The 25793-nt window shown below is 57.9% G+C and carries 26 protein-coding genes; 14 read left to right on the top strand and 12 right to left on the bottom strand.

Annotated features, from left to right (window positions below):
- Window positions 1–37: 37 nt before the first annotated feature.
- Window positions 38–1222, top strand: coding sequence for a TIGR03862 family flavoprotein (locus ACR0ES_RS14435; RefSeq protein ID WP_480871122.1), 1185 nt, complete (start codon window positions 38–40; stop codon window positions 1220–1222).
- 1 nt (window position 1223) lies between these two features.
- On the opposite strand, the gene holA is transcribed toward ACR0ES_RS14435, so the two are convergent.
- The 4 genes from holA to ACR0ES_RS14415 all read right to left on the bottom strand — a co-directional run bounded on the left by holA (window position 1224) and on the right by ACR0ES_RS14415 (window position 5822).
- Window positions 1224–2252 (bottom strand): DNA polymerase III subunit delta, encoded by a 1029-nt coding sequence (gene holA, locus ACR0ES_RS14430; protein WP_480774098.1) that lies wholly within the window; start codon window positions 2250–2252, stop codon window positions 1224–1226.
- Complete coding sequence (lptE, locus tag ACR0ES_RS14425; RefSeq protein ID WP_267364334.1) at window positions 2249–2740, bottom strand: LPS assembly lipoprotein LptE; 492 nt, start codon at window positions 2738–2740, stop codon at window positions 2249–2251. The genes holA and lptE overlap by 4 nt, the downstream gene beginning before the upstream one ends.
- The gene (gene leuS / locus ACR0ES_RS14420; RefSeq protein ID WP_480539621.1) at window positions 2727–5264 is read right to left on the bottom strand and encodes a leucine--tRNA ligase; all 2538 of its coding nucleotides are present in this window, start codon (window positions 5262–5264) and stop codon (window positions 2727–2729) included. The genes lptE and leuS overlap by 14 nt, the downstream gene beginning before the upstream one ends.
- A 72-nt stretch (window positions 5265–5336) precedes the next feature.
- On the bottom strand, window positions 5337–5822 hold the full coding sequence (locus tag ACR0ES_RS14415) for a DUF3576 domain-containing protein (protein WP_480484184.1): 486 nt from the start codon (window positions 5820–5822) through the stop codon (window positions 5337–5339).
- A 281-nt stretch (window positions 5823–6103) separates the two neighbouring features.
- Between ACR0ES_RS14415 and ACR0ES_RS14410 the strand changes: the two genes are divergently transcribed.
- A complete protein-coding gene (locus ACR0ES_RS14410; RefSeq protein ID WP_480539619.1) occupies window positions 6104–7123 on the top strand; it encodes a porin in 1020 nt (339 codons plus the stop codon).
- A 99-nt stretch (window positions 7124–7222) separates the two neighbouring features.
- Complete coding sequence (locus ACR0ES_RS14405) at window positions 7223–7882, top strand: YggS family pyridoxal phosphate-dependent enzyme (protein WP_480774096.1); 660 nt, start codon at window positions 7223–7225, stop codon at window positions 7880–7882.
- Here the strand turns inward: ACR0ES_RS14405 and ACR0ES_RS14400 are convergent.
- Both ACR0ES_RS14400 and ribA read right to left on the bottom strand, forming a co-directional pair.
- A complete protein-coding gene (locus ACR0ES_RS14400) occupies window positions 7866–8366 on the bottom strand; it encodes a L,D-transpeptidase family protein (protein WP_480488605.1) in 501 nt (166 codons plus the stop codon). The two genes, ACR0ES_RS14405 and ACR0ES_RS14400, sit on opposite strands and share 17 nt — an antisense overlap.
- Window positions 8363–9454, bottom strand: a complete 1092-nt coding sequence (ribA, locus tag ACR0ES_RS14395; RefSeq protein ID WP_480539617.1) for a GTP cyclohydrolase II — start codon at window positions 9452–9454, stop codon at window positions 8363–8365. The genes ACR0ES_RS14400 and ribA overlap by 4 nt, the downstream gene beginning before the upstream one ends.
- A gap of 162 nt (window positions 9455–9616) precedes the next feature.
- On the opposite strand from ribA, the gene ACR0ES_RS14390 reads away from it, so the two are divergent.
- The 6 genes from ACR0ES_RS14390 (at window position 9617) to ACR0ES_RS14365 (ending at window position 13637) form a co-directional block, all read left to right on the top strand.
- Window positions 9617–10303, top strand: coding sequence for a response regulator transcription factor (locus ACR0ES_RS14390; RefSeq protein ID WP_171724917.1), 687 nt, complete (start codon window positions 9617–9619; stop codon window positions 10301–10303).
- 238 nt (window positions 10304–10541) lie between these two features.
- The gene (locus ACR0ES_RS14385; protein ID WP_267364337.1) at window positions 10542–10934 is read left to right on the top strand and encodes a GFA family protein; all 393 of its coding nucleotides are present in this window, start codon (window positions 10542–10544) and stop codon (window positions 10932–10934) included.
- 74 nt (window positions 10935–11008) lie between these two features.
- Window positions 11009–11797, top strand: coding sequence for an exodeoxyribonuclease III (locus ACR0ES_RS14380; RefSeq protein WP_480774093.1), 789 nt, complete (start codon window positions 11009–11011; stop codon window positions 11795–11797).
- A 75-nt stretch (window positions 11798–11872) separates the two neighbouring features.
- Complete coding sequence (gene trxA / locus ACR0ES_RS14375) at window positions 11873–12787, top strand: thioredoxin (protein ID WP_267364326.1); 915 nt, start codon at window positions 11873–11875, stop codon at window positions 12785–12787.
- Window positions 12788–12813: 26 nt separating this feature from the next.
- Entirely contained in the window at window positions 12814–13455 is a 642-nt protein-coding gene (locus ACR0ES_RS14370) for an LON peptidase substrate-binding domain-containing protein (protein ID WP_480871120.1), read from the top strand.
- Entirely contained in the window at window positions 13452–13637 is a 186-nt protein-coding gene (locus ACR0ES_RS14365) for a Trm112 family protein (protein WP_209504973.1), read from the top strand. Before ACR0ES_RS14370 ends, ACR0ES_RS14365 begins: the two co-directional genes overlap by 4 nt.
- On the opposite strand, the gene ACR0ES_RS14360 is transcribed toward ACR0ES_RS14365, so the two are convergent.
- Window positions 13634–14896, bottom strand: a complete 1263-nt coding sequence (locus ACR0ES_RS14360; protein WP_480871118.1) for an FAD-dependent monooxygenase — start codon at window positions 14894–14896, stop codon at window positions 13634–13636. The genes ACR0ES_RS14365 and ACR0ES_RS14360 overlap by 4 nt on opposite strands.
- A 52-nt stretch (window positions 14897–14948) precedes the next feature.
- Here ACR0ES_RS14360 and ACR0ES_RS14355 point away from each other — a divergent pair, with 52 nt between their 5' ends.
- From ACR0ES_RS14355 to ACR0ES_RS14340, 4 genes are all read left to right on the top strand, one after another.
- Window positions 14949–16277 carry an amidase gene (locus tag ACR0ES_RS14355; RefSeq protein ID WP_480871116.1) on the top strand — a complete coding sequence of 443 codons (1329 nt, stop codon included), beginning with the start codon at window positions 14949–14951 and terminating at the stop codon, window positions 16275–16277.
- A gap of 108 nt (window positions 16278–16385) precedes the next feature.
- A complete protein-coding gene (locus tag ACR0ES_RS14350; RefSeq protein ID WP_480488615.1) occupies window positions 16386–17567 on the top strand; it encodes an aminotransferase class I/II-fold pyridoxal phosphate-dependent enzyme in 1182 nt (393 codons plus the stop codon).
- Window positions 17568–17581: 14 nt separating this feature from the next.
- Window positions 17582–20506, top strand: coding sequence for a DNA translocase FtsK (locus tag ACR0ES_RS14345; protein WP_480871114.1), 2925 nt, complete (start codon window positions 17582–17584; stop codon window positions 20504–20506).
- 39 nt (window positions 20507–20545) lie between these two features.
- A complete protein-coding gene (locus ACR0ES_RS14340) occupies window positions 20546–21142 on the top strand; it encodes a LolA family protein (protein WP_209504969.1) in 597 nt (198 codons plus the stop codon).
- Between the two features lie 15 nt (window positions 21143–21157).
- Here the strand turns inward: ACR0ES_RS14340 and ACR0ES_RS14335 are convergent, their stop codons facing one another.
- Window positions 21158–21739, bottom strand: coding sequence for a transglycosylase SLT domain-containing protein (locus tag ACR0ES_RS14335; protein WP_209504968.1), 582 nt, complete (start codon window positions 21737–21739; stop codon window positions 21158–21160).
- A 61-nt stretch (window positions 21740–21800) separates the two neighbouring features.
- Complete coding sequence (locus ACR0ES_RS14330; protein WP_480871112.1) at window positions 21801–22682, bottom strand: AEC family transporter; 882 nt, start codon at window positions 22680–22682, stop codon at window positions 21801–21803.
- 80 nt (window positions 22683–22762) lie between these two features.
- Here ACR0ES_RS14330 and hspQ point away from each other — a divergent pair, with 80 nt between their 5' ends.
- Window positions 22763–23089 (top strand): heat shock protein HspQ, encoded by a 327-nt coding sequence (gene hspQ, locus ACR0ES_RS14325; RefSeq protein ID WP_209504966.1) that lies wholly within the window; start codon window positions 22763–22765, stop codon window positions 23087–23089.
- Window positions 23090–23124: 35 nt separating this feature from the next.
- On the opposite strand, the gene ACR0ES_RS14320 is transcribed toward hspQ, so the two are convergent.
- The 3 genes from ACR0ES_RS14320 to ACR0ES_RS14310 form a co-directional block, all read right to left on the bottom strand.
- Window positions 23125–24702: a gamma-glutamyltransferase family protein gene (locus tag ACR0ES_RS14320; protein ID WP_480774088.1), complete on the bottom strand. Its 1578-nt coding sequence runs from the start codon at window positions 24700–24702 to the stop codon at window positions 23125–23127.
- 215 nt (window positions 24703–24917) lie between these two features.
- Window positions 24918–25367 carry an ATP-binding protein gene (locus ACR0ES_RS14315; protein ID WP_480506409.1) on the bottom strand — a complete coding sequence of 150 codons (450 nt, stop codon included), beginning with the start codon at window positions 25365–25367 and terminating at the stop codon, window positions 24918–24920.
- A gap of 21 nt (window positions 25368–25388) precedes the next feature.
- Window positions 25389–25727 (bottom strand): STAS domain-containing protein, encoded by a 339-nt coding sequence (locus ACR0ES_RS14310; RefSeq protein ID WP_209504963.1) that lies wholly within the window; start codon window positions 25725–25727, stop codon window positions 25389–25391.
- Between the last annotated feature and the right edge of the window lie 66 nt (window positions 25728–25793).

The raw sequence follows: 25793 nt of genomic DNA, 5'->3' as shown, positions 1-25793 counted from the left end.
ACTTGCGCCGATGGATGGCGAAGGCAAGAGGGTGCGAATGGCGCAGGCAGTGGTGATCGGAGCAGGCCCCGCAGGGTTGATGGCGGCCGAGCAACTGGCCGAGGCCGGGCATTCCGTACTGGTTGCCGAAGCCAAGCCCTCGGTTGCGCGCAAATTTCTGATGGCAGGTAAATCGGGGCTGAACCTGACAAAGGACGAACCGCCTGAGACACTGATGCGGTCGTATGCCAATGCGGCGGACTGGTTGCGCCCGATGATCACCGCCTTTGATGCGCAAGCCGTGCAGCACTGGGCGCGTGGATTGGGCCAGACATTATTCACGGGCTCCACCGGGCGGGTTTTTCCCGAGGCCATGAAGGCGTCGCCCTTGTTGCGCGCATGGCTTGCGCGACTGGACGCAGCCGGGGTTGAGATCAAAACCCGTTGGCGATGGAAAGGTTGGGAAGCTGATGCGCTGGTATTTGAGACCCCGGACGGGCCGCAAAACCTGATTGCTTCTGTAACCGTTCTGGCACTGGGCGGGGCAAGCTGGGCCCGCCTTGGGTCGGATGGTCAGTGGGCGCAAATCTTGTCCAGCAGGGGCGTGGAACTGGCACGGTTCGAACCTGCGAATTCAGCCCTGTCGGTGGACTGGAGCCCTCATATGCAGCCACATTTCGGGGCGGCGCTGAAATCGGTTCGGTGGATGGCCGGTGACCAGGATAGCCGCGGCGAGGCCGCAATCTCGGCAACCGGGCTGGAGGGAGGCGGGCTTTACACCCTCACCCCTGCTTTGCGCAATGGGCAGCCACTTTATGTCGATCTGGCACCTGATCTGGACCTGCAATCCTTGCGGGCGAGATGGTCGTCCAGAAAGTCGAAAACCACGTTTTCGCAATGGATGAGAAAATCGTTGAACCTGTCACCGCAGAAGATTGCCGTGTTTCACGAGATGGCAAAACGCAGTCAGTTGCCGCTGCCCGGCGAAGTGGAGGTTCTCAAGAAACTGCCAATCCTGCACGCGGGGCTGCGACCGATGGATGAGGCCATTTCGACGGCAGGCGGCGTGAAACGATCCGCGTTGGATGACGGGTTGATGCTGAAAACCATTCCGGGTGTATTCTGCGCAGGTGAGATGCTGGATTGGGAAGCGCCAACCGGGGGCTATCTTTTGACGGCCTGTCTTGCCACGGGTCGCTGGGCCGGTCGGGCCGCTGCCGATAGGCTGGATCAGGTCAGATAACTCAGCGCGACCGCGCAAGCATCGCCAGACGAATCATAGCACGCTCAACCAGAGCCATTGAGGGGGCTGTCTGTCCGGCGGATCGCAGGGAGAGGTCGGTATCCGTTAGAACGGTCAGCGCAGTTTGCAGCTTGGGCGCCCCCCAGCCCTGTGCCTGACGCAGAATACGGTCACGGCGTTTGCCGTAAACCGGCGGACGCAACTTACCGATACCCTGCGCAGCACCACCCGGATCCGAGGCGCAGGCATAAAGTGTGCGGAAATGCCGGGTTGCCCCAATACACAGGGTTACCCCGTTGGTGCCTTGTGCCTGCAACCGCCGGATCAGCGGCCCGATCTCACCGGCGCGGCCTTCGGCAACCACGTTCAGCACGTCGTCAAGCGCCGCCTCGGTCGAACGCGGGGCGCAGACTTCGATGTCTTCCATGGTCAGCTCAGAGTTGTCACCACGCTTGTAAAGCGACAGTTTCTCAACGGTTTGGGTGAAGTCACCGGGGCTGAGACTGTTGGCCAGTTCGCTGATGGCAGACATGACATCGTGGGGGATGTTTTTCAGCTGCGCTTCGGTCAGAACCCGCTCGACCTCTGCGCGCGATGGCGGGTCGTCATAAATGCCTATCGCATAGGCCGCAGAATGCCCTTCGAACGCTTTACGGATTTTCGAGTTTGGTTTCAGCTGACCAGCCGTCACGATGATCTGAGCGTCGCCGGGGACCCAATCTTCAAGCGCGGCCAGAATCACAGGCGCGGCGGTTTCGGTGGCGTCTTCCACAAACACCGCACGCGGGCCGGGGAAAAACCCAACCGCCTTGACCGCGTCCAGCAGCGACGCCGGATCGCCGCGCAAATCACCGCCCGGCAGGCGGGCCAGGCGCATTTCCTCTTCCGCACCGGGACCAAGCAGTGCGGCCAGAACCTGTTGCCGCTTAAGCGCCACCCGCATGGCATCCGCACCATAGATCAGCAGCCCGGTCTTGTCCGCATCCGGCTTGGCGAAATACCCGTCAGCCTCGCGCGGGCTCAACTTCATTTGGACAAGCCCGGCGTAGAATACAGGCGGTTCACGATATGCCCGGACAGGATTACCATCAGGCGTTCTTTCGCATCGCGTTCGTCAGCCAGCGTCGACACGGTAGAGCCCGAAGCAGAATAGCCCACAAAATCGGTTACGGTGCCGGACGCCGCGACTTGCCCGGTTTCGTTGGATTTCAACGCGTATTGCGCCCGTCCATCAATCGTGTACCGCGTTGTCTCGTTCGTCGTGGTTATGGCCGCGCCGCGGGTTTCGGTCGAGACCTGAACATCCAGAGTGTAATCGCTGACAGATCCCGCGCTGCGGCCCAGTTGGTGTTCAAGGTTTTGAACCAGAAGATAGCTTTCGACGGTATTTGGCGCAGATACCGCCACCCGACCGAACAAGGCTGAGCCTGACCCGCCCGGAGCATAAACCGGTTGGAAGCCGCAGGCAGCCAGTACCAGCGGCATCACAAGCAATGTTCTGCGATCAAACAACGACATTCACAATCCGGCCCGGAACAACGATCACTTTTTTCGGCGCGTTGCCATCCAGCGCCTTTTGGACAGCTTCGGTGCTGAGCGCGATATTTTCAACCTCGGCTTTGTCCATATCTTTCGGAACGCTGATTTCCGCGCGACGCTTGCCGTTGATCTGGATCGGCAGGGTGACGGTGTCATCAACCAGCATCGCCTCATCCGCGACGGGCCACGGGGCGACGGCCACAAGGCCCTCACCACCCTGATGCGCCCAGATATCTTCCGCCAGATGTGGTGTCATCGGTGACATCAACTGGGCCAGTGTTTTGATCGCTTGTTTCTGAGCCGCCGCACCGGCCTTGGATTTTGCCAGCGTATTAGTGAAAGCATAAAGCTTGGCTATGGCGGCGTTGAAACCAAAGCTTTCGACACCCAATGTCACGTCGCGGATGGTTTTGTGCATCTCGCGCAACAGGTCCTCATCGCCTTCGCCCGCTGCATTGGCCTCCATGGTACCGATCCTGTCACACAGATTCCAAACGCGATTCAGATGCTTATAGGCGGCTTCGGCTCCTGCCGCCGTCCATTCCACGTCTCTCTCGGGTGGCGAATCGGACAACACGAACCAGCGGGCCGTGTCGGCGCCAAAGGCCGAAATGATGCTGACTGGATCGACCACGTTTTTCTTGGATTTCGACATCTTGGCCGAAGGGATGATTTCGACCTCAGTACCATCGGCCAGTTTGCCGTCGGTCACATCCTCGGGCAGGTGATAGACCGGGCGGCCGTTGGCGTCGCGCGTCTGGTAGATCTCATGCGTCACCATGCCTTGTGTGAACAGCGCGTCGAACGGCTCGATGGCCTTTTGGGGCAAGTGACCGGTGAGGTTCATCGCCCGCGCGAAGAAGCGTGAATACAGCAGGTGCAGAATCGCGTGTTCAATGCCGCCGATATACTGGTCGACATTCATCCAGTATTCGGCCTCGTCCAGATCGGTGGGTGTTTCCGCACGCGGAGCGGTGAAACGGGCGAAATACCACGACGAATCGACGAAGGTATCCATCGTGTCGGTCTCGCGCTTGGCCGGTGCGCCACAAGACGGGCAGGCGCAATCGCGCCAGGTCGGGTGTCGATCCAGCGGGTTGCCGGGCTTGTCGAATGTCACATCGTCGGGCAGGCGGACCGGCAGGTTTTCTTTCTTCTCGGGCACCACACCGCAGCTTTCGCAATGCACGACGGGAATCGGACACCCCCAATAGCGCTGACGGCTGAGGCCCCAGTCGCGCAGACGGTATTTGGTGACACCCTCGCCCCAACCCGCTTTTTCAGCAAAATCGACGGTGGCGTTGATCGCCTCGTCACCTGTCGCCTCGGTCAAACCTGCAAAATGGTTCACCCAGCGAACTTTCTCGGTTTTCGGCGGGACGAATGCAATTTTGTCGACCGGCGTGTCGTCATCCAGCGCAAAGAAGGTATCGACCACGGGCAGGCCGTACTTACGGCAGAAGTCGAGGTCGCGCTGGTCATGTGCAGGGCAGGCAAAGATTGCGCCAGTGCCGTAATCCATCAGGATGAAATTGGCGATCCAGACCGGCAGTTCCCAGCTCGGGTCCAGTGGGTGCTTAACCTTGATGCCTGTATCAAAGCCCAGCTTTTCGCCAGTTTCGATGGCTTCTTCCGTGGTGCCACCTTTGCGACATTCGGCCACAAATTCAGCCACTTCGGGGTTTTCGGCCTCAAGCTGTTTTGCGATCGGGTGATCGGGCGAGATGCCAACGAAAGATGCGCCCAGCAGCGTGTCGGGGCGGGTTGTATAAACGGTGATCGGCTCTCCGCCATCAGTGCGTTCAAAGCCGAATTGCAGACCGCGCGACTTGCCGATCCAGTTCTCCTGCATCAGGCGCACCTTGGCGGGCCAGTTGTCCAAAGTGTCCAGCGCGTCCAGCAATTCTTCGGAATAGTCCGAGATCTTGAAGAACCACTGGGTCAGTTCGCGCCGCTCTACCAATGCGCCCGAACGCCAGCCACGACCATTTTCAACCTGCTCGTTGGCCAGAACGGTCATATCGACCGGGTCCCAGTTCACCACAGCGTTTTTGCGATAGACCAGCCCGGCATCAAGCATATCGAGGAACAGCGCCTGTTGTTGGCCGTAATACTCGGGGTCGCAGGTCGCGAACTCACGTGACCAGTCGATGGACAGGCCAAGTGGTTTCATCTGATCGCGCATGTCTGCGATGTTGCTGTAGGTCCAGTCCTTCGGATGACCCCCGATAGCCATCGCGGCATTTTCCGCAGGCATCCCGAATGCATCCCAGCCCATCGGGTGCAGCACGTTGTGACCCGTCGCCAATTTGTGCCGCGCGATGACGTCACCCATCGTGTAGTTGCGCACATGCCCCATATGGATTCGGCCAGACGGGTAGGGAAACATCTCAAGCACATAGTATTTCGGCTTGTCCGCCTTGTGGTTGGCGGTGAAGATCCCGGCCTTGTCCCAGGCCTCTTGCCATTTTGCTTCGATTTCGGTGGCCGAGTAGCGCGACATTTTGCGGTCCTTCGTGAATGAAAACGCCGGGTAGGAACCCGGCGTGGTAATATTGTGATTTTCGGCGGGTTGCTAGAACTTGTTGTCCGCTATGCGTAGCTGTCGGGCGCGCGACAGAATCGCATCCTCGACTGCGCGGGATGTTGCCGCACTCACCGGGGCCCCTCCGCTCGATTGAAGCGCTACCGACAACGAGCGCGCGGCAAGCGCCGGATCGCTGATATGAACAGTAGCCCGGTAGGATCGGCCGCCGCCCGGAGGTGTGCCGTAACCCGTTACGATTACACCGGTAAACGGATCAACCTCCTGCACGGGCAGGAAGCTCAGTACATCCAGTGAAGCCGCCCACAGATACCGGTTTACGTTTGTGGTCTGCTCGGCGGTGCTGCGGTCAAAGATATCCCAGATAGTTGCCCGATCGGGGTCATTCAGCTCTTGTTCGTCCGAATTGCCGCCAGCGATGTTCGGGGAGTATGTTGTCGAAGCGTTTCGATTCTGCCCACATGCCGAAAGAGCAGCGGTCAGCAGGATCATTCCCAAAATCGTCGGCAGGCGCATTGCAAACAGGTCCTGTTTCACTTGTTCTACAGTATTCAGGGGATACTCCTAGCCAAGGACCCCCGCTGCAACAAGCCCATTCTTCTGAAATGTAAGTGTATCAGCTGCATCGGGGCGAAAACTGACTGTGGCATCCTTGCACCAATTTGACCTCAATGACGCCGACGTCTTTATGCCAAGCTTGCGCAAAGGGGGCAAAAAGAGCGAAACGGTGTCCGTGCTGAGACATGTGCCGAGGCATATGTCGAGTAGATAACTCTTTTGAAACCGAGGGAAACAAGATGAAAAAAGTTCTCTTCGCATCGACGGCGCTGATTGCGACCGCAGGCGTTGCAGCAGCTGAAGTTAACTTCAGCGGTTATGGCCGCTTTGGTATTGGTTACGTTGAAGATCGTAGCGGTACCGTTGTAAACGTCCAGACAACCGGTACCGCGACAGGCGTTGGTACTGCCGTTGTTCAAACTGATGACGCGATCCTGGTTTCGCGCTTCCGTCTGAACATCGACGGTTCTGCAGAAACCGACGGTGGCGTTCGTTTCGAAGGCCGCGTTCGTCTGCAAGCTGACGAAAACAGCGGCAACGGCGAAGCAAACCGCGCTGGTCTGAACGGTGCACGCTTCTCGGTCATCTACGGTGGCCTGCGTGTTGACGCCGGAAACGTTGCAGGTGCCTTCGACAACCTGGCAAACTACTACGGCAACGAAGTTGGTCTTGAGCTGTTCGCTGGTCAGTACTCGGGTGTTAACTACAACTTCCTGGGCTACACTTCGACCGGTTCGGGTTCGAACGCCGTGTTCTTCCAGTACTCGGTTGGTGACTTCTCGTTTGGTGCATCGTACGACCAAGCGACTGTAGCTCTGAACGGCGTGCCTATGGACGCAGACCGTTGGGACATCAGCGCAACCTACACCTTCAACAACATCACAGCTGCTTTGGCCTACGGCCAGACCGACGCTGGTGTTGCTGGTGTAAGCGATCCGAGCCTGACCGTTCTGACCCTGGGTGGTGAATGGGGTGACTTCGGCGGTACTCTGTTTGTTGCAGACGACGCAACTCAGGTTGCAGCAACTGACGGCACCGCATGGGGTCTGTCGGCAACCTACAACGTTGGCGCTGCAACAACCCTGATCTTCGCTTACGGCGACGGTAACGCATCTGCTGATACTCAGCAGGTTGCTCTTGGCGCGATCTACGACCTGGGCGGCGGTGCATCGCTGCGCGGTGGTATCGGTGTCAACGACTGTGACAGCTGCACAGACTCGACCTTCGTTGCTGACTTCGGTGCTCAGTTCAACTTCTAAGCTGATCTGAACCGCAAGGTTTAAGGGCGGGTCTTCGGACTCGCCCTTTTCTTTTGTGTCGACTTGGTGTTTTTCTGCGCAAAACAGGATGAGGGTCCCATGTCGTTGCAAGACGTCACCGCACGTATCGCCAAAGCCGAAGCCAAGTCGAACCGACCGGCAGGTTCCGTCAAACTGATTGCTGTGTCCAAAGTGCAGCCGAATGACAGGGTGCAGGCAGTTCTAGAGCAAGGGCACAGATGTTTTGGCGAGAATCGCGTGCAGGAGGCGGCAAGCAAGTGGCCCGCTTTCAAAGAACAGTTCGAGGGTATTGATCTGCACCTCATTGGCCCGTTGCAGACCAACAAGGCTCGTCACGCAATGGAACTGTGCAATGCGATCCATTCGGTAGATCGACCCAAACTGGCCAACACACTGGCGCGTTTGGCACAGGAAATGGGAAACTGCCCGAACCTGTTCATTCAGGTCAACACCGGCGAGGAAGACCAAAAGGCCGGTATCCTTCCTGTGGACGCGGACAGTTTCATTGCCGAGTGCAGGTCGTTGGATCTGCCCGTGCGTGGATTGATGTGCATTCCTCCGGTCGATGAGGAGCCTACTTTGCACTTTGCGCTATTGGCCAAAATCGCTGCACGTAACGGGCTTGATGGATTGTCTATGGGGATGAGTCACGATTTCGAACAGGCCATCGCTTTGGGCGCAACCCACGTCCGTGTTGGCTCGGCCATCTTTGGCGAACGGGTTAAACCTCAGGAATGATCAGCCATGATCCGGGGGCAATGCGCTGTGATATCCAGTGCAGATGGTCCCGGCGAAAGGCAACGCAGCCTTCGGTTGGATAGCCGGGTCTGCGCCATTGGTGCAGAAAAATTGCCGATCCCCTGCCCGGAACGGCGTTTGGCCAGTTCCAGTCGGTTAACAGAATCAGGTCGTATAAGGGGTCGGCGCGGCGCAACTTTTCATGGCTGAATGCATAGGGTGCGCTGACCATGTGGTTGTATCTGCTTTCAGACACGTCGTCAGACCACAAGTCCCGCGGGCCAATGGCGCGGGCCCATTTGCTGGGGGCGGCCATTCGGTCGGCCCGGTATAGCATGCCGACGATTCGATGATGTCCAGTTGGGGTCGCGCCATCGCCTTCGCGTTTTGCGTTGCTCAACCCGCCTTTGCCCACGGAACAGGGGAACACCCTGCCAAGAAACCGGATGCCTCGTGGAGTTAGAACAAGATCGTTTGGGGTCAAAGCAGATGCCCTGACTTCTTGGCCTTGGTCGCCAGGTATCCCCGGTTGTGAGAGGTTTCGCCAACCTTCAGAGGGACACGCTCGGTTACTGCGATACCTGTCCGTTCCATCATGGCGATTTTGGCCGGGTTGTTGGTCAGCAAGCGGACAGAGTTGAAACCCAGCGATTTCAATATGTCCGACCCAAGCCGAAAATCACGCTCATCATCCTCAAAACCCAGCCTGTGGTTCGCCTCAACGGTGTCAAAACCCTGATCCTGAAGGAAATAAGCGCGCATCTTGTTCGCCAGACCGATACCGCGCCCTTCCTGATTCAGATACAGAAGAACGCCTGCACCTTCTGCCCCCATCTGTGCCAGGGCACCGCGGAGTTGCGGGCCGCAGTCACATTTCAGGCTTCCCATCAGATCGCCGGTGAAACAGGCAGAATGCAATCGGGCCAGCACAGGCTTGTCGCGGTCCGGGCGACCGATCTCGACGGCATAGTGCTCTTCACCACCGTCTTCAGGTCGGAAGACGTGTAACCGACCGGCTTCGGACACCTCCATCGGAAGGCGGGCCGCGACGACTTCGTGCAAAGTACTGCGATCCGCCAGATGAGGCGTGGCGCGCGTGTGATCAATGCAGGTCAAACCGTGCAAAGCGGCAAATGCCCTGCCGTCCTCGACAGGTACCACGACCACAGCGGGAAGGATGCGCGCGGATTTGGCCAATGCTATTGCGATACGGTGCAGATTGGCATTGCCGTGCCGCTCGGTCATCAACGGGCCCTTCATGGGCGCGTTCAGATCGTCGGAAGGATCAGCAACCGCCTGTACCCACGCGATATCTGCATCCGCCGGGATCGAAACCCGCGCCAGATCCCCGTCGTACGCCCGCGCTTTCAGGGTTTCAGCGCGTCGCCCAGTTATGGCCACCACCGGATTCCCTAGTTTTTTCAGGTCGGCCAGACGCTGCGGGCTGAGCGTTTCGGCAGAAACCGCAAGCACGCTGAAGCCACTGTCATCGGTCAGCGCAACGGGAACGCCCATGCGCAGATCGGCCCGGGCCCGGGCGAGAAGTTCCGTGATATCGGGGATGAGACTCATCAATGTTACCCTATAACGCTCAATCTTTCTCCTAGCCCTTTCGAAAGGAAATGTGAAACATTTCCGCGAACTCTGACACGAAGGCGTGAAACGGTTGCAGCAAATCTTGTTGATTGCATATTCCACGCGCAAGTGATGGAAAAGCGTTTGGAGGACCGGGAAATGGCTCAACTCAAGAAAATCCTGCTGGTGGACGATGACGAGGACCTGCGCGAGGCGCTCAGCGAGCAACTTGTCATGACCGAAGACTTTGACGTGTTTGAGGCGTCAGACGGTCACTCTGCCATGGAGCGCGCGCGCGAAGCGATCTATGACCTGGTCATTCTTGATGTGGGTCTGCCGGATACCGACGGGCGCGAACTGTGCCGCCTCATGCGCAAACAGGGTGTCAAAAGCCCGATCCTGATGCTGACCGGTCATGACAGCGATGCCGATACGATCCTGGGCCTGGATGCCGGCGCGAATGACTATGTTTCGAAACCATTCAAGTTCCCGGTGCTTCTGGCACGTATCCGTGCGCAGCTTCGCCAGCATGAACAATCCGAGGACGCAGTATTTGTACTTGGCCCCTATACGTTCAAACCGGCGATGAAGATGCTGATCACGGAAGAGGACAGAAAAATCCGCCTGACCGAGAAGGAAACCAACATCCTCAAATTCCTGTACCGCTCGACCGACGGCGTGGTGGCGCGGGATGTGCTGCTTCACGAAGTTTGGGGATATAATGCTGGTGTTACAACGCATACGCTGGAAACCCACATCTACCGCCTGCGTCAGAAGATTGAGCCCGATCCGTCAAATGCGCGCCTTTTGGTCACAGAATCCGGTGGATATAGGCTAGTGTCTTAACTGGGTGTGGATTGACTTGGATCAAAGTGATACCCTGTACTCATAATTAGGTTACTCCCAACCCGCGCATGTCCGGGTTATGACATGCACCTCCCTGTTGGACTGCCGGGCCGAATGGCCCGGCTTTTTTCTTTTCCGAAGGACGAAATCATGTGCCGCCTGTACCGTCACAGGCGTTGCGAAACCCTGAATGTTCCTGTAATGTTCTATTTCTCGCGAAAGGTTGGAGGAGCGCGTGATGATTGAAGGAAGCTGTTTGTGCGGGGCGGTGAAGTTTAACCTGAAGTCTCAACCATCCGTGATGGGAACCTGCCACTGCTCAAGATGCAGAAAAGCCGGGGCCAGCACAGTCGTATTTGTCAACAAAGAAGACTTGGTGTGGGTTCGGGGCAGGGAAAACGTAACGCTGCACCAGCCCGATCCGCCCTACAAATACGGCAGGTGTTTCTGCACGAAATGCGGGACATCTTTGGGCGAAATCATTTCAGAAGCAGATAGTTTTCCAATCGCAGCAAATGCACTGGATACCGGGTTAGAGCAGAAAGTTCAGTTTCACGAATTTGTTTCGGAAAAACCGGACTGGTACGAGATTTGCGATGATGCCCCCCAAAATGAAAGCCACCCGTCCTAGATTTTCTTTTCTGATGGTACCCCATCCCCCACCGCGTTAACCTCCGCCCAACCGCGACAGAGGATTCCCTGACCATGCCCTTCACCCTTGCCACCTGGAACATCAACTCGGTCCGACTGCGCGAACCAATCGTGCTGAAACTGTTGGAAGAAGAGGCGCCGGATGTTCTGTGTTTGCAGGAATGCAAGTCTCCGGTTGAAAAGATTCCGACCGAAGGGTTCGCGGCGCTGGGCTATACCCACATGATTGCCCGTGGCCAGAAAGGATATAATGGCGTCGCCATCCTGTCCCGCCTGCCGATAGAAGAGGTGGGCGACAAGGATTTCGCTGATCTCGGCCACGCGCGCCACATAGCCGGGCGGCTGGAGAATGGTGTCACGATCCACAACTTCTATGTCCCCGCGGGCGGTGATGTGCCGGATCGTGAAGTGAATGAGAAATTTGGCCAAAAGCTCGACTATCTGACGGACATGCGCGATTGGTTCCACGCGGAAAAGCCGGAAAAATCCATCCTCGTCGGCGATCTGAACATTGCCCCGCGTGAGGATGACGTCTGGTCGCACAAACAATTGCTCAAGGTCGTCTCGCACACTCCGATCGAAGTGGAACATCTGGCCGAGACCCAGGACGCAGGTGGTTGGGTCGATATCACCCGGCAGGATATTCCCGAAGGGCAGCTTTTCAGCTGGTGGTCCTACCGGGCCCGCGACTGGGATACGGCAGACAAGGGGCGGCGGCTGGATCATGTCTGGGCCACGCCCGATATTTCAAACGCGGGCCATTCCAGTCGCATTCTGCGCGACGCGCGTGGGTGGGAAAAGCCCAGCGATCATGCGCCGGTCTTTGCGACTTTCGACATTTGAACTGAAACTCTGCCCTTGGTTTCTGCGACAAGCGATTGCATATAGAGCGCAAGTTCGAACGAAAGAGTGATTGCCATGGACATCCTGAACGGCGCAGCCGCCCCAGCCACCGATCTGATCAAGGACGGGACCGAGGCCACTTTCATGGTCGATGTGATCGAAGCCTCGCAGGAAACGCCTGTTATCGTTGACTTCTGGGCACCCTGGTGCGGCCCGTGCAAGACGCTGGGCCCGATGCTGGAAGACGCGGTTACCGCCGCCAAAGGCGCGGTGAAGATGGTCAAGATCAACGTGGACGAGGCACAGATGATCGCCTCGCAGATGCGCATCCAGTCGATTCCAACGGTCTACGCGTTTTTTAAAGGGCAACCCGTGGACGGTTTTCAGGGCGCGCTGCCGGGGTCCGAGATCAAGGCTTTCGTGGATCGCGTGATCGAGGCGTCAGGTGGGGAAAGCCCGGGCGGCCAATTGGATGACGCCGTAGTTGCCGCCGAAGAAATGCTGAGCGACGGCGCCGCGGCAGATGCTGCGCAGACTTTTGCCGCCATTCTTGGCGAAGACCCGAACCACGCGGCAGCATATGGCGGGCTGGTGCGGGCACATATCGCCACTGGCGATCTGGAACATGCCGAGGCCATCCTGAACGGTGCACCCGCCGAAATATCCAACTCGGCCGAGGTCGAGGCTGCGCATGCGCAATTGCAGCTGGCCAAGCAGGCGGCTGATGCAGGTCCGGTGGCGGATCTGACAGCGGCCGTTGATGCTGATCCCGATAATCTTCAGGCCCGGTTTGACCTGGCGCAGGCCTTGCACGCGAACGGCGAAGTGGAAGAAGCCGTGGCGCAATTGCTGGAATTGTTCCGCCGGGATCGTGAGTGGGATGACGGGGCCGCCAAGACCCAGCTTTTCACGATCTTTGACGCGCTCAAGCCCAATGACCCGATCGTTCTGAATGGTCGCCGCAAACTCAGCTCGATGATATTTGCCTAATTTCTGATCAGAGCTAGAATTGGGACATGATGCATCCCGCCGACTTGCCGGACACCGTATCCGTTTTCCCCTTGCCCGGGGCGCTGTTGTTGCCCCGCTCGCGCTTGCCGCTTCACATCTTCGAGCCGCGCTATTTGCAGATGCTGGACGATGCCCTCAAGACCAAGGAACGGCTGATCGCGATGGTCCAGCCAAATCCTTCGGCCCATGATGAGAACAAACTGCACCGCATCGGATGTGTCGGGCGCGTGACCCAGTTTTCCGAAACGGAAGATGGCCGTTATCTGATCACGCTGACCGGTGTGTCCCGGTTCCGGGTGGTGTCAGAGCTGGACGCTTTCACGCCATATCGGCGATGCGAAGTCTCGTGGGACGGCTTTGACAGGGATCTTGGCAAGGCCGAACACGACGACAGGTTCAATCGCACCAAGTTCCTGGCTTTGCTGGAACGTTTCTTTTCGTCCCGGCAATTGTCCACTGACTGGGATTCGCTGAAAGATGCCGAGGATGAATTGCTGGTAAACTCACTGTCCATGCTGTTGGACTTTGACCCGGAAGATAAACAGGCCCTCTTAGAGGCCCCTTGCCTGCGCACACGGCGCGAGACGCTGATGACATTGATAGAATTCACAATGCGAGGCGGATCGAATGAGGAAAAACTGCAATGACTGACCCTGAACACGCCTTTGATCGCCGTATGCTCGAAGCTTTGGTCTGCCCGCAGACGCAAACGACCCTGCGCTATGACGCCGAAAGGCAGGAACTTGTGTCACAGGCCGCTGGGCTGGCTTTTCCCATCCGCAACGGCATTCCGGTCATGCTGGTCGACGAGGCACGGCAGCTGGACTAAATTGGCTGCCCTTGCAACAGCTTGGGCAAATCCCCGGTCAAACCCGCGGCTTCGCGGACGAAACCGCGCCGCAACCCCGGCAGTGCGCCGACAATTCCCATACCAACGTCGCGCCCAATGCGCAGCAACGGGTTGTCGTTCGAGAACAGTTTGTTGAAGACATCCGTTGCCATCGCAAGAGCAGCGGTGTCGAACCTGCGCCATTCCTGGTAGCGTTCCAGCACCATAAGCGACCCGATGTCTTCGCCGCGCCGTCCTGCCAAGGTCAGAACCTCTGCCAACGCGCCGACGTCACGCAAACCGGCGTTCAGGCCCTGACCGGCAATCGGGTGCATCCCGTGGGCAGCATCCCCGACAAGTGCCAGACGATCAGCGATAAAGGAATTGGCGATGGTCAGGTTCAAAGGATAGGTGAAACGATCACCAGCCAGGTGGATGTCACCGAGGAAATCGCCAAACCGCGGGCGTAGCACTTGCAGATACTCATCCTCGGGCAGGGCGTTGATCCGGTGCGCGACCTCGGTGCGTTCGCTCCATACAATGGAACTGCGATTGCCGGTCAGCGGCAGAATCGCCAAGGGGCCCGGCGGCATGAAGAATTGATGGGCAATGCCGTGATGCGGCAACTCGTGTTCAATGGCGCAGACCAGTGCGGTCTGGCCATAATCCCAACCGGTGCGCTTGATACCTGCGCGGTCCGCAGTGCCGCTGCGGCGACCGTCGCACCCGATCAGCAGTCTGCTGTTCATCGTCGAACCATCGTCCAGCGTCACGGTTACTCCAGTGGTGTCGGCTTGTTGCGACACAACAGTCTTGCCACTCAGCTGAGTGATGCGGGGCTCTTCGGCCATAGCGTCCATAAAGGCACGGCGCAGGTGACGGTCTTCGACCATATACCCCATCGGACCTTCTTCTATTTCGGCATGGTCGAAATGCATGAAAAACGGTGACGGGCCTGTACCTGCGTGACCGTCCGTGACCTTGATTTCCAGCATCGGTTGTGCGTGTTCCGCAACACGGTCCCAGACGCCGATGGCAGCCAACAAGCGCTGTGATGCCAAGGCCAGCGCATAGGCTCGCCCGTCGAATGCCGCATTCTTGCGGACCTTCTCTTCCAGCGCATCAATCACTGTGACCGAATGTCCGGTTTGTGCCAGAGCCAATGCCAAAGCCGGGCCGTTCAGCCCGCTGCCCACGATCAGAATGTCAGATGCCTGTGTCATGCCCTGCAATATGCGCGCCCTTTCGGGATTGTCCATGTGCAGTCCTGTCGCTACCGTTCTTTCAAGCCAAAAAGCAGGAGGGGGCGGGATGCAGGATTGGTTGACCATGACGGCGTGTGATTTGGGCCGTGGAATTGGGATGGGCCAGATCGATCCGGTTGAATTGACGGAAACCTACCTGTCCGCAATAGACGCCCATCCGCACCGCGACCGCATCTATGCCCGCGTCACCCATGACCGCGCCCGCGCTGAGGCCGAAGCCGCGCAGCAACGCGCGAAGATGGGATTGCGGCGGTCGTTGCTGGATGGGGTTCCCATTAGCTGGAAAGACCTGTTCGACACCGCTGGTACTGCGACCGAGGCCGGGTCGGCGCTTTTGAAAGACCGGGTGCCGGACGCGGATGCACTTGTGGTACGCAACGCAACCCAGATGGGAACGGTCTGTCTGGGTAAGACGCATATGAGCGAGCTGGCCTTTTCCGGCCTTGGATTGAACCCGATCACCGAAACGCCCCCTTGTATCCATGATGAAACGGCGGTGCCGGGCGGGTCTTCATCTGGCGCGGGCGCGTCGGTTGCCTGGGGGCTGGCGGCCTGCGGGATTGGTTCCGATACCGGCGGTTCGGTGCGAATTCCAGCGGCATGGAATGATCTGGTAGGGTTGAAAACCACGGCCGGACGGCTGAGCCTTGAAGGCGTGGTGCCGCTCTGCCTGCGGTTTGACACTGTCGGGCCACTGGCGCGATCTGTTGAAGATGCAGCACATATGCTGGCCCTGTTGGAAGGCGGGGCACCTGCGGACCTGAGGGGTGCTTCGCTGAAAGACCGTCGCTTTGCCGATTTGCAGAACATTGCCAAGGACGACCTGCGCGATGCACCGCGAAAAGCTTATGACGAGGCCATTGCGAAACTTGCAGATGCAGGCGCTGAGATTGTTCCCTTGGACGTGCCCGAGCTGAACGAGGCGATGCCCCTGTCCAGCATCGTCTACACGACCGAGGCCTATGGGTTGTGGCGCGATGTGATCGAGGCCAACCCAGGGGCAATGTATCCCGAAATCCTGGAACGGTTTCGCATTGGTAAGGGCTATTCCGGCCCCGATTATGTCGCGGCCTGGGCCAGGCTCAAGGCGTGCCGCAGTGCCTGGGATGCGGCAACTGCCGGGTTCGATGCGGTTCTGGCACCTACAGCACCGATTTTGCCACCCAATCTGGACCGGTTGATGACCGATCACGACTATTACGTGACTGAAAACCTGCTGGCCCTTCGCAATACGCGGATCGGCAACCTGATGGGGCTTGCGGCGCTGACCCTGCCCACCGGAACGCCCGGTTGCGGGCTGATGATGATGGGGTATCCGAACTCGGAAGAGGCCCTGTTGCGGTTGGGGTCAGCGGCAGAATCGGCATTGGCCTGAATGCCACAATCCACTGATTCGGAACCTCTTTGTCTGGACGAAGAGGTATGCGGACTGTAATCTGCCAAAAAAACGGGGCGCAAATGACCCCGATATTGAGGCAGTAACATGGATTTTCCCGAGCGGTTTTCGAACCTACCGGAATATGCATTCCCGCGTTTGCGCGCCCTGTTGGATCACCATCAACCGGGTGGTGACGTCGTTCATATGACGATTGGCGCGCCCACGCATGATTTTCCGGCCTGGGTGACGGATGTCATCATGGAAAACGCGGCCGGGTTTCAGGGCTATCCGCCGAACGAAGGCTCGGAAGACCTGCGCGGTGCAATCTCGGGCTGGATCAAGCGGCGCTATGGGGTCGAAATGGACCCTGACGCCAACGTCATGGCGCTGAACGGCACACGTGAGGGGCTGTATAATGCGGCCATGGCACTGTGCCCGGAACAAAAGAACGGCAAACAACCGATCATCCTGTGCCCGAACCCGTTTTATCAGGTCTACATGGTCGCGTCGATTTCTGTGGGTGCGCAACCCTATTTTGTCCCTGCAACCGCCGCGACGGGTCATCTGCCGGATTATTCCGGCCTGCCCGAAGATGTGCTGAACCGAACAGCGGTGGCTTATATCTGTTCCCCGGCCAACCCGCAGGGCGCGGTTGCGTCGCGCGACTATTGGGCTGACCTGATCCGTCTGGCCGAGGCATATGATTTCCGCATCTTCGCCGACGAATGCTATTCCGAGATTTACCGTAACCAAGCCCCGACGGGGGCTCTGACCGTCGCGCAGGAACTGGGGGCTGATCCCGAACGGATCACGCTGTTTAATTCCCTGTCCAAACGCTCGAATCTGGCCGGTTTGCGCTCAGGCCTGATTGCAGGTGGACCAAAGTCCATCAGCCAGGTGAAAAAGCTGCGCACCTATGCCGGATCCCCACTGCCTTTGCCCTTGCAAGCCGCCGCCGCGCGCGTCTGGGCGGATGAGACACATGTCGAGCAAAACCGCGCGCTCTATCAGGAGAAATACGCCATTGCCGATAAGGTGTTTGCGGGCGTGCAAGGTTACATGTCGCCAGTGGCCGGGTTCTTTCTGTGGTTGCCGGTCGAGAACGGCGAGGACGCAGCATTGAAGGTTTGGAAGGATACCGGGGTTCGGGTTCTTCCGGGCGCATATCTTTCACAAGGTGATCCGGGAAATAACCCGGGCGAAAGCTTTATCCGGGTTGCATTGGTAGCCCCAAAAACAGAGTTGCAGCGTGGTTTGATCACACTCCGCGACTGCATCTATACGTGAGGTACGAGGGCAAAATGGCATCATATAACGCGCGAAACCGCGACCCATTGCTGGACAGCACAACACAGGCAGCCCTGGAGCGACGCAGTAAGGAACTGATCGGTATCGCGCTGATCCTGTTGGGCTTGGCCGCGGCTGCGATGATCTGGTCCTATACGCCCGATGATCCTAATTGGATGGTTTCGACCGACGCGCCGGTGCAAAACTGGATGGGACGGGTCGGCGCGTCTATTGCAGCCCCCTTGTTCATGATCGTGGGCTGGGGAAGCTGGGGCATCGCGCTTGTTGTGGTTGGATGGGGGCTGCGTTTTGCTGGCCATTTCGGTGAAGACCGGGCCATTGCCCGCCTGATCTTTGCCCCGATCTGGATCGCTGTAGCCTCGGTCTATGCCGCTACCCTTGTTCCCGGTGCCGAGTGGCGTGCAACGCATAGCTACGGTTTGGGCGGTTTGTTCGGCGACACGGTCATGGGCGCGTTGCTGACGCTGGTGCCGATCTCTTCGCATTTTCTGGTCAAACTGATGTCGCTGGCCATGGCCGTCGGGATGACCACGCTGGGTGTTTTTGTGCTGGGCTTCACCAAGGCCGACGTGAAACGCGGCTTCCGCGCCTTCCTACTGGGTCTTGTTATGTCTTATGACATGCTGATGACGCTGATGGGGCGTGGTGCGGCCTCGGCCGCGCAAGCCGCGCGGGATCGCCGAGCACAGTGGGAAGAACGCAAGCTTGCCCGCGCTGAAGCGGCTGAGGCGATGTTTGACGACGAACTGGTCTATGCCGATCCTGTTTTTGAAGAACCTGAATTGGGACGTCCTGAACCTCCGGTCAAATCAGGCCTGTTGGCGCGAATGCCGTCACTTATCCGGCGCCCCGATCCAATGCCCGAGCCTGAGTTGGTGGATCCTGAACCGATCGCCGGCTTTGACGACATGCCCGGAGAAGATCGCATCCGCTCCAAAATCTCGGCCGCCGTGCGAAATCGCAAGGTTGCCGTGGGCGAAATGACACCCGAGCCGGATCCCAACCTGCCGCTGACCAAGGGTCGTGGACGCGGTCCCGATCCGCTAATCCTGAACCAGCATACCTCGTCCGAACTGCCACCCGAACCGCCGATGACGGCGTATGGTCTGCGCCCCGAGCCGCAGGTGTCCGCTGGTGACACGCCAGAGGCGCAAGAGTCCGCTGTGTTCGGTTATGAGGCCGGGACAGAACAATACGACTACGCGTCCGAGTTGGATATCGATGATGAGTCGGTTTTCGAGGATGTCACCGACGCCGCGCCGCAACCGCGTCAAGCGATGAAGATCCCGGTGGCTGAACCGCGCAAGCCTGTGGTGGCGCAGCCCGTGCGCCGGACACCGTTGCCGTCTCGTCGTGCGCAGGCTGAAGCGCAACCAGCATTGTCCTTCGAGGAACGGCACTCTGACTTCGAACTTCCGCCTCTGGGCTTGTTGTCCAACCCCGCCAGTATCCAGCGCCATCACCTGAGCGATGAGGCCTTGGAAGAAAACGCACGGATGTTAGAAAACGTTCTGGACGATTACGGCGTCAAGGGTGAGATCGTCAGCGTACGCCCCGGCCCGGTCGTGACCATGTACGAGCTGGAGCCCGCCCCGGGCCTGAAAGCCAGCCGTGTGATCGGTCTGGCGGACGATATCGCGCGCTCGATGTCGGCGCTGTCGGCGCGGGTTTCGACCCTACCGGGCCGCTCGGTGATCGGGATCGAACTGCCGAACGAAAACCGCGAGATGGTGGTTCTGCGGGAAATCCTGGCCAGCCGCGATTTTGGCGATGGCAATCAGGCGCTGCCGCTGGCGCTGGGCAAAGATATCGGCGGTGAATCCGTTGTGGCGAACTTGGCCAAGATGCCTCACCTGTTGATTGCCGGGACCACGGGTTCGGGTAAATCGGTGGCGATCAACACGATGATCCTGTCGCTGCTCTACAAGCTGACGCCGGATGAATGCCGCCTGATCATGATCGACCCCAAGATGCTGGAACTGTCGGTTTACGATGGCATCCCGCATCTGCTGTCACCCGTTGTGACCGATCCAAAGAAGGCGGTTGTCGCCCTGAAATGGGTCGTGGGCGAAATGGAAGACCGCTATCGCAAGATGTCCAAGATGGGTGTGCGCAACATCGCGGGCTACAACGGCCGGGTGAAAGATGCGCTGGCCAAGGGCGAGTTGTTCAGCCGCACGGTGCAGACCGGGTTTGACGATGAAACCGGTGAACCTACGTTCGAGACGGAACAATTCGCGCCCGAAGCGATGCCCTATATCGTCGTCATCGTCGATGAGATGGCCGATCTGATGATGGTCGCGGGCAAGGAAATCGAAGCCTGTATCCAGCGTCTGGCGCAAATGGCACGGGCCTCGGGCATTCACCTGATCATGGCCACGCAGCGCCCCTCGGTTGACGTGATTACCGGCACGATCAAGGCCAACTTCCCTACGCGGATTTCGTTCCAAGTGACGTCGAAAGTCGACAGCCGCACCATTCTGGGCGAGATGGGCGCCGAACAACTGCTGGGGCAGGGCGACATGCTTTACATGGCCGGTGGCGCCAAAATTACCCGTTGCCACGGACCGTTTGTGTCGGATGAAGAGGTCGAGGAAATCGTCAACCACCTCAAACAATACGGTCCGCCCGATTACGTGGGCAGCGTTCTGGACGGCCCGGCCGAGGACAAGGTCGACAACATTGACGCCGTTCTGGGGCTGAACACTGGCGGCAACACGAACGGAGAGGACGCGCTGTACGATCAGGCGGTGGCAATTGTGATCAAGGATCGCAAATGCTCGACCTCTTATATTCAGCGAAAACTCGCCATCGGGTATAACAAGGCGGCGCGTCTTGTTGAACAAATGGAAGACGAAGGTGTTGTTTCGTCAGCAAATCATGTCGGGAAACGCGAAATCCTCGTCCCCGAGCAATAGGATATTTAATAACAAGGGCAGACAGCCTATCTGTACAGCATGAAACAGATTGCTTTTGCCCTTGCTTTGACACTGGCCGCACCCGCCGCATGGGCGGCGGAAAAACTGCCGCTTTCACAGATTTCCAATTATCTGAACGGATTGAAAACGGTTCAGACAACGTTCACGCAGGTGAATGATGATGGCTCGTTGAGCACCGGACAGCTGTGGATGCAGCGCCCTGGCAAGATGCGTTTCGAATATGACCCGCCCAACAGCGCTGTGGTACTGGCACGCTCGGGCAGTGTTCAGATCTTCGATCCGAAATCGAACCAGCCGCCCGAGCAATACCCGCTGAAGCGCACGCCTCTATCCATTGTGCTGGCACGCAACGTGAATCTTGATCAGGCCAATATGGTTGTCGGCCACAGCTTTGACGGCACGGCCACAGTGGTCACCGCGCAAGACCCCAAGAACCCTGAGGCAGGTCGGATTGAACTGATGTTCACCGATAATCCAGTCGAGCTGCGCAAATGGGTGATTCATGACAACGCCGGCAGCCAGACCACCGTTCTTTTGGGTGCGTTGACCGAAAGCAATGGTCTTGATCAGGGTCTTTTCTCGAACAAGGAAAGACGCGGGTCAGTCAACCGCTGACCCGCTTTTTGCTGGTCAATACCGGCAGTTTGCCAACTGTGCCTGATACAGTTGCGCGCGCGCGTCCACGTCATTGGCCACGCTCAACAACCACGACTTGCTGTTGTGGGTGCCGCGAGCGTACCCCGTGTGACCTTCGTGATAGGCTAGGTATTGATTGCGTGTGTCGCCGGGGTGGATGCCGTTGCGCTCATAGCTTTTGTTCATATACCAGCCGATGAAGTCCGAGGCATCGCGGATGCGATCCCGCTTGGCCCGGCGCTTGCCGGTTTCGCGCTGATATTGATCCCAGGTGCCGTCCAGTGCCTGGCTGAACCCATAGGCGCTGCTTTGCCGCCCCATCGGGATCACGCCCAGCACGTAACGGTGCGGGGTACGCGCGTCGTGGCGATATCGGCTTTCTTGATAAATCGTGGCCATCTGAACGTGAACCGGAACACCCCATTTCTGCTCGGTGCTTTTGAAAGCCTTGATAAAATCCGGTCGTTCGTGCGCAATGCTGCACGCGTCGTTCAGTTTGCTGGGCGGTTGTTTTGACCCGCCGCCACAGGATGCCAAAAGCAGCACCCCGAAGAGTACGATAAGAATTCTGCTCATGTGCCTCATGCCTTTTTTTGTTTATTCTAGCGCAGATTGAGCTCTGAGGAAATCACAATCGCTATAAAATAATGGCAAGAATTATGGGTAACGCCGCCACGGAAAGTACGGTGGACACCAAGACCATGCCGGCAACGGCATCGGAATCGGCTTCAAATCGTTCTGCCAACAAGTATGAGGTAACAGCGACCGGTGTACAAATTTGCAATACCAGAACGCCAAAGGCGACAGTGTCCAGATCAAACAACACCCCAATCCCCCAGCCCAACGCAAAGCAGACGATAAGTTTCAGGACTGACAGCCAGAGCGCTTGCCCCAGACTACGCGAGGTCAGGCGGGCGATTGCCACACCGACCGTGACCAACATCAGCGGAACAGCCATTTGCCCCAAAAGCTCTAACGTGTTGGTTAGAAATGTCGGAGTTTGCCACCCCTGCCACAAAAACACCGCACCCAGAATGGTCGCCCAAGCCATCGGCTGGCGTAAGACCTGTCCCCATGCGCCTTTTCCGGCGACTAGGTAGATCCCATAGGTGAAAGAAAACAGCGCGGTTACAGACAGAAAGATGACCGCGTAACCCAAACCAATCTGCCCGAACGCAAAGATACATAGCGGCAGGCCAAGATTGCCGGTATTGCCGAAAATCAGCGGTGACAGGTACGTGCGCTGATCCAGTTTCAATCCGCGAACAATCAACCAGAACACCCCAGCCAGCAGAAGATTTGCGACCAGAGTTGCCGACGTGAAACGCGACAAATCTCCGCCCGGAATGTCGGTTTGCATGAGTGCAACAAAGATCAGACTGGGCATTGCCAGCGTCGTTGCAAAGCGTGTCACAAATTGCAGCCGGTATTCGAACCCCAGTTTGACCCACGTAAAGCCAATGGCCGCCAAGAGAAAAACCGGGGCCACGATTTCGAACACTGTCAGTATTAGGTTCACAGACTGTTTCCCTGAATTTCACATCAATGATTGGCATTTCGGGCCAAAAACCGTTAGTAAATGCGGTGGGGGCCGAAACAATGTTAAAGACACGCGCGAAATACGGATTGGGCCAGGTGGTCCGTCACAAGAAACACCCTTTTCGAGGGGTGATTTTTGACGTGGACCCGGAATTTTCGAACACAGAAGAATGGTATCAGGCCATTCCGGAAGACAGCCGTCCGCGGAAAGAACAGCCGTTCTACCACCTGCTGGCAGAGAACGACCAATCCTTCTATGTTGCTTATGTTTCAGAACAAAATCTGGTTGCAGACTATTCTGGAGAGCCGGTCGAGCACCCGGATATCTCCAACATGTTCGGCCCGTTTGAAGACGGTGCTTACCCTCTGCATTTCCACCTGAACTAGGTTTGGCGAACCGGTCGGCATTGTACTGCCGCTGATCAGTATCCAAGGGCGCACCCATCTTTGCGCGGGTCGCTGGCACCTTCCAAAACACCGTCTTTTCGGATTCGGATTGCTTGCGCTCCTCCAAGTGGCGTTTCTGGAATTTCAATATTGTGTCCAATTTCAGACAATTGTTTCGCTACCTCGTCGGAATAGCCCCGCTCCAGCTTCAGGACATTCCCATCGAAAAAGGCACGCGGCGCGTTGATGCTTTCCTGTAGCTCCAGCCCAAAGTCCCTAAGGTTCGAAACGAAACGCGCGTGCCCGGTCGGTTGATAAGCACCGCCCATGACGCCGAATGGCATCGTGACACGGTCATTCTCGGTCAACATCCCCGGTATGATCGTGTGCATCGGGCGCTTGCCGCCAGCCAGTTCATTGGGGTGACCCGGCTGAAGCGTGAACCCCGCGCCCCTGTTCTGAAGCAAGATACCGTATTTCTCGGATGCGATCCCTGATCCAAAGCCATGAAAGATCGAATAGATCAGCGACACAGCCATAAGGTCGCGATCGACCACCGTGATATAGACCGTGTCCTTGTGAATGGCTTCCGTCAAAGGTGCTGCTGCGGGCATTGCGCCTTTTGGGTCAATCAATGCAGCCAGCCGGACCGCAACATCCAAATCAAGAAACCGCTCGGCCCGTGCGACATGATCGGGATCAGCAATGAACCGGTTGCGCGCGTCATAAGCCAGCTTGGTGGCTTCAGCCTCGATATGAACCCGTTCCGCTCCAAATGGATCCATACTGGCCAGATCGAATTGCTTTAGAATGTTCAGCAACAGGATCGCGGTCGCTCCTTGGCCGTTTGGCGGGTGTTCGACCAGATCAACACCCTTGTAGGCTCCACGAATGGGCTGCGTTTCAGTGCACTTGGTGCAGTGAAAGTCTTTGGCGGTGTGGACACCTCCGCGTGCAGACAGGGCCCGGATCATATCCTCGGCAATGTCTCCTGAATAAAATGCGTCGCGTCCCTGACTGGCGATCCTGCGCAAGACCTCAGCCTGACCGGGGGCGCGAAAGATCTGACCGATCACCGGTATCTGCCCATTGATCAGATAATGGTCACGCGCAGCACCCTGTAATGTGGCCGCCCCGGTTTTCCAGTCAAAAGCAACCCGAGGGGCCACCGGAACGCCAGCCTCGGCATAGTGGATTGCGGGTTCCAGAATCGCGCCCAGCCCCAATCGCCCTTCGGTTTCTGCAAGGTGACAGAAGGCGTCCACGGCACCGGGAACAGTCACCGCATCCGGACCGCTCAACGGTACAGACGACAGGCCTTTGTCCCGCAAGGGCTGCGCCCGCGCGGCGGCCGGTGCGCGACCCGATCCGTTCAATGCGCGTATCCGGTTTTCGCCCGCACGGCTGAACAAAACGAAACAATCGCCCCCCAACCCGGTCATCTGCGGTTCGCAGATGCCAAGCAGAACCGCACCTGCTATCGCGGCGTCCATGGCGTTGCCGCCGCGCTCAAGAATATCGATTGCCACTTTGGCGGCTAGCGGGTGCGACGTTGCGCACATCCCCCGCGTTGCAAAAACTTCCGACCGGCCAGGTTTGTGCAGATCACGCATGGTGGGTTCTTTCTCCTTCAAACAAGGGAAAGCTATTCTCTGATTGCCGGTTGTCCAGTCATTTCAAGGGAGGAGATCCTCGGCGCCGTTCACTGGGTGGGGGCTGTGATAATTGGCGCCGAGGGAAGCTATCTGAGCTACGAGTCACTGTATGGCGGCGATTTGCGGCGCGACAATGTTTCGAAAAAGGCGTTATTGTGGCCAATTTCGGCGGGCTACCCGTTTTTTTCAAAGTTAAATCGCAAGGAAAGTCGATTGCACCCGTCGCGGCGTTCATAACAAATGTCGCTGGTAAGTTGATGAATCAGGAACCAGCCGAACCCGCCTTCGGGCAAATCCTGAATGCGGGTTCCCAGCGGCGCTGGTGTTCCGTCTGGTGGTTCGTAGCCAGGCAATGGATGGCCCGTGTCCGAAATCAGAATGTCCAGCCGGTTTCTGTCCAACCGGCATGTCACCTGAACCCCGGCCGGGGCCACGTCCATGTAGGCATGTTCCACAACGTTGTTGATTGCTTCTGCCAGTGCGATCTTGACGTCATCCGCCTTGTGCGGCGGCAACCCTCGTTTCGCCAGTCCGGCGCTGAGTTTCGCAATCCCCGCGCTGGCTTCTGTTTCCGTTGCGGGAAAGCTCAGTTCCAGGCAGGTCGCGTTACAAATGGGCTCCACGTTGTCGCACTCCTGCTGTTGTCACCTGTCTGGTTCCGACAGGGCGTCATCCAGTGTTGCAAACAAGTTGAAGACGGTATCCATGCGCGTCAGGCGAAAGACCTTTTCCACCACGGGCTGCGGGCCTGCCAGATCGAGTTTTCGGTTCAGACCCAGTTGTTTCATGGAGGCCACGATTGCACCCAGTCCGCTTGAATCGATGAACTCGACGCCTGAAAGGTCCAGGACAACCCGATCGGCGCAGGCCTCGGTCTCTGCGCGCATGTCTTCTTTGAACTGAATGGCCATCGCAGCGTCGATCCGGTCAGAGTGAACCGTGATAATCTGTGTCGTTCCGTCTGATGTGCTGGTCAGCCCCATGGTCCGGCTGCCTCCAATCTGAAAATGAGTCGTAGAAATACGCTAGACGCGAATTCTTACCATTCG

The organism is Ruegeria sp. N7 (assembly GCF_056531345.1).
This window is presented reverse-complemented; position numbering and strand designations above follow the sequence as displayed.

Bases quoted from the DNA above. Each gene is read 5' to 3' on its own strand.
- hspQ (WP_209504966.1), top strand. From the start codon at position 22,763: ATGTTAAAGACACGCGCGAAATACGGATTGGGCCAGGTGGTCCGTCAC.
- ACR0ES_RS14335 (WP_209504968.1), bottom strand. From the start codon at position 21,739: ATGAGCAGAATTCTTATCGTACTCTTCGGGGTGCTGCTTTTGGCATCC.
- trxA (WP_267364326.1), top strand. From the start codon at position 11,873: ATGGACATCCTGAACGGCGCAGCCGCCCCAGCCACCGATCTGATCAAG.
- ACR0ES_RS14410 (WP_480539619.1), top strand. From the start codon at position 6,104: ATGAAAAAAGTTCTCTTCGCATCGACGGCGCTGATTGCGACCGCAGGC.
- ACR0ES_RS14365 (WP_209504973.1), top strand. From the start codon at position 13,452: ATGACTGACCCTGAACACGCCTTTGATCGCCGTATGCTCGAAGCTTTG.
- ACR0ES_RS14360 (WP_480871118.1), bottom strand. From the start codon at position 14,896: ATGGACAATCCCGAAAGGGCGCGCATATTGCAGGGCATGACACAGGCA.
- ACR0ES_RS14345 (WP_480871114.1), top strand. From the start codon at position 17,582: ATGGCATCATATAACGCGCGAAACCGCGACCCATTGCTGGACAGCACA.
- ACR0ES_RS14405 (WP_480774096.1), top strand. From the start codon at position 7,223: ATGTCGTTGCAAGACGTCACCGCACGTATCGCCAAAGCCGAAGCCAAG.
- holA (WP_480774098.1), bottom strand. From the start codon at position 2,252: ATGAAGTTGAGCCCGCGCGAGGCTGACGGGTATTTCGCCAAGCCGGAT.
- ACR0ES_RS14385 (WP_267364337.1), top strand. From the start codon at position 10,542: ATGATTGAAGGAAGCTGTTTGTGCGGGGCGGTGAAGTTTAACCTGAAG.
- ACR0ES_RS14370 (WP_480871120.1), top strand. From the start codon at position 12,814: ATGATGCATCCCGCCGACTTGCCGGACACCGTATCCGTTTTCCCCTTG.
- ACR0ES_RS14415 (WP_480484184.1), bottom strand. From the start codon at position 5,822: ATGCGCCTGCCGACGATTTTGGGAATGATCCTGCTGACCGCTGCTCTT.
- ACR0ES_RS14390 (WP_171724917.1), top strand. From the start codon at position 9,617: ATGGCTCAACTCAAGAAAATCCTGCTGGTGGACGATGACGAGGACCTG.
- ACR0ES_RS14380 (WP_480774093.1), top strand. From the start codon at position 11,009: ATGCCCTTCACCCTTGCCACCTGGAACATCAACTCGGTCCGACTGCGC.
- ACR0ES_RS14310 (WP_209504963.1), bottom strand. From the start codon at position 25,727: ATGGGGCTGACCAGCACATCAGACGGAACGACACAGATTATCACGGTT.
- ACR0ES_RS14355 (WP_480871116.1), top strand. From the start codon at position 14,949: ATGCAGGATTGGTTGACCATGACGGCGTGTGATTTGGGCCGTGGAATT.
- ACR0ES_RS14340 (WP_209504969.1), top strand. From the start codon at position 20,546: ATGAAACAGATTGCTTTTGCCCTTGCTTTGACACTGGCCGCACCCGCC.
- ACR0ES_RS14320 (WP_480774088.1), bottom strand. From the start codon at position 24,702: ATGCGTGATCTGCACAAACCTGGCCGGTCGGAAGTTTTTGCAACGCGG.
- ACR0ES_RS14350 (WP_480488615.1), top strand. From the start codon at position 16,386: ATGGATTTTCCCGAGCGGTTTTCGAACCTACCGGAATATGCATTCCCG.
- lptE (WP_267364334.1), bottom strand. From the start codon at position 2,740: ATGTCGTTGTTTGATCGCAGAACATTGCTTGTGATGCCGCTGGTACTG.
- leuS (WP_480539621.1), bottom strand. From the start codon at position 5,264: ATGTCGCGCTACTCGGCCACCGAAATCGAAGCAAAATGGCAAGAGGCC.
- ribA (WP_480539617.1), bottom strand. From the start codon at position 9,454: ATGAGTCTCATCCCCGATATCACGGAACTTCTCGCCCGGGCCCGGGCC.
- ACR0ES_RS14435 (WP_480871122.1), top strand. From the start codon at position 38: ATGGCGCAGGCAGTGGTGATCGGAGCAGGCCCCGCAGGGTTGATGGCG.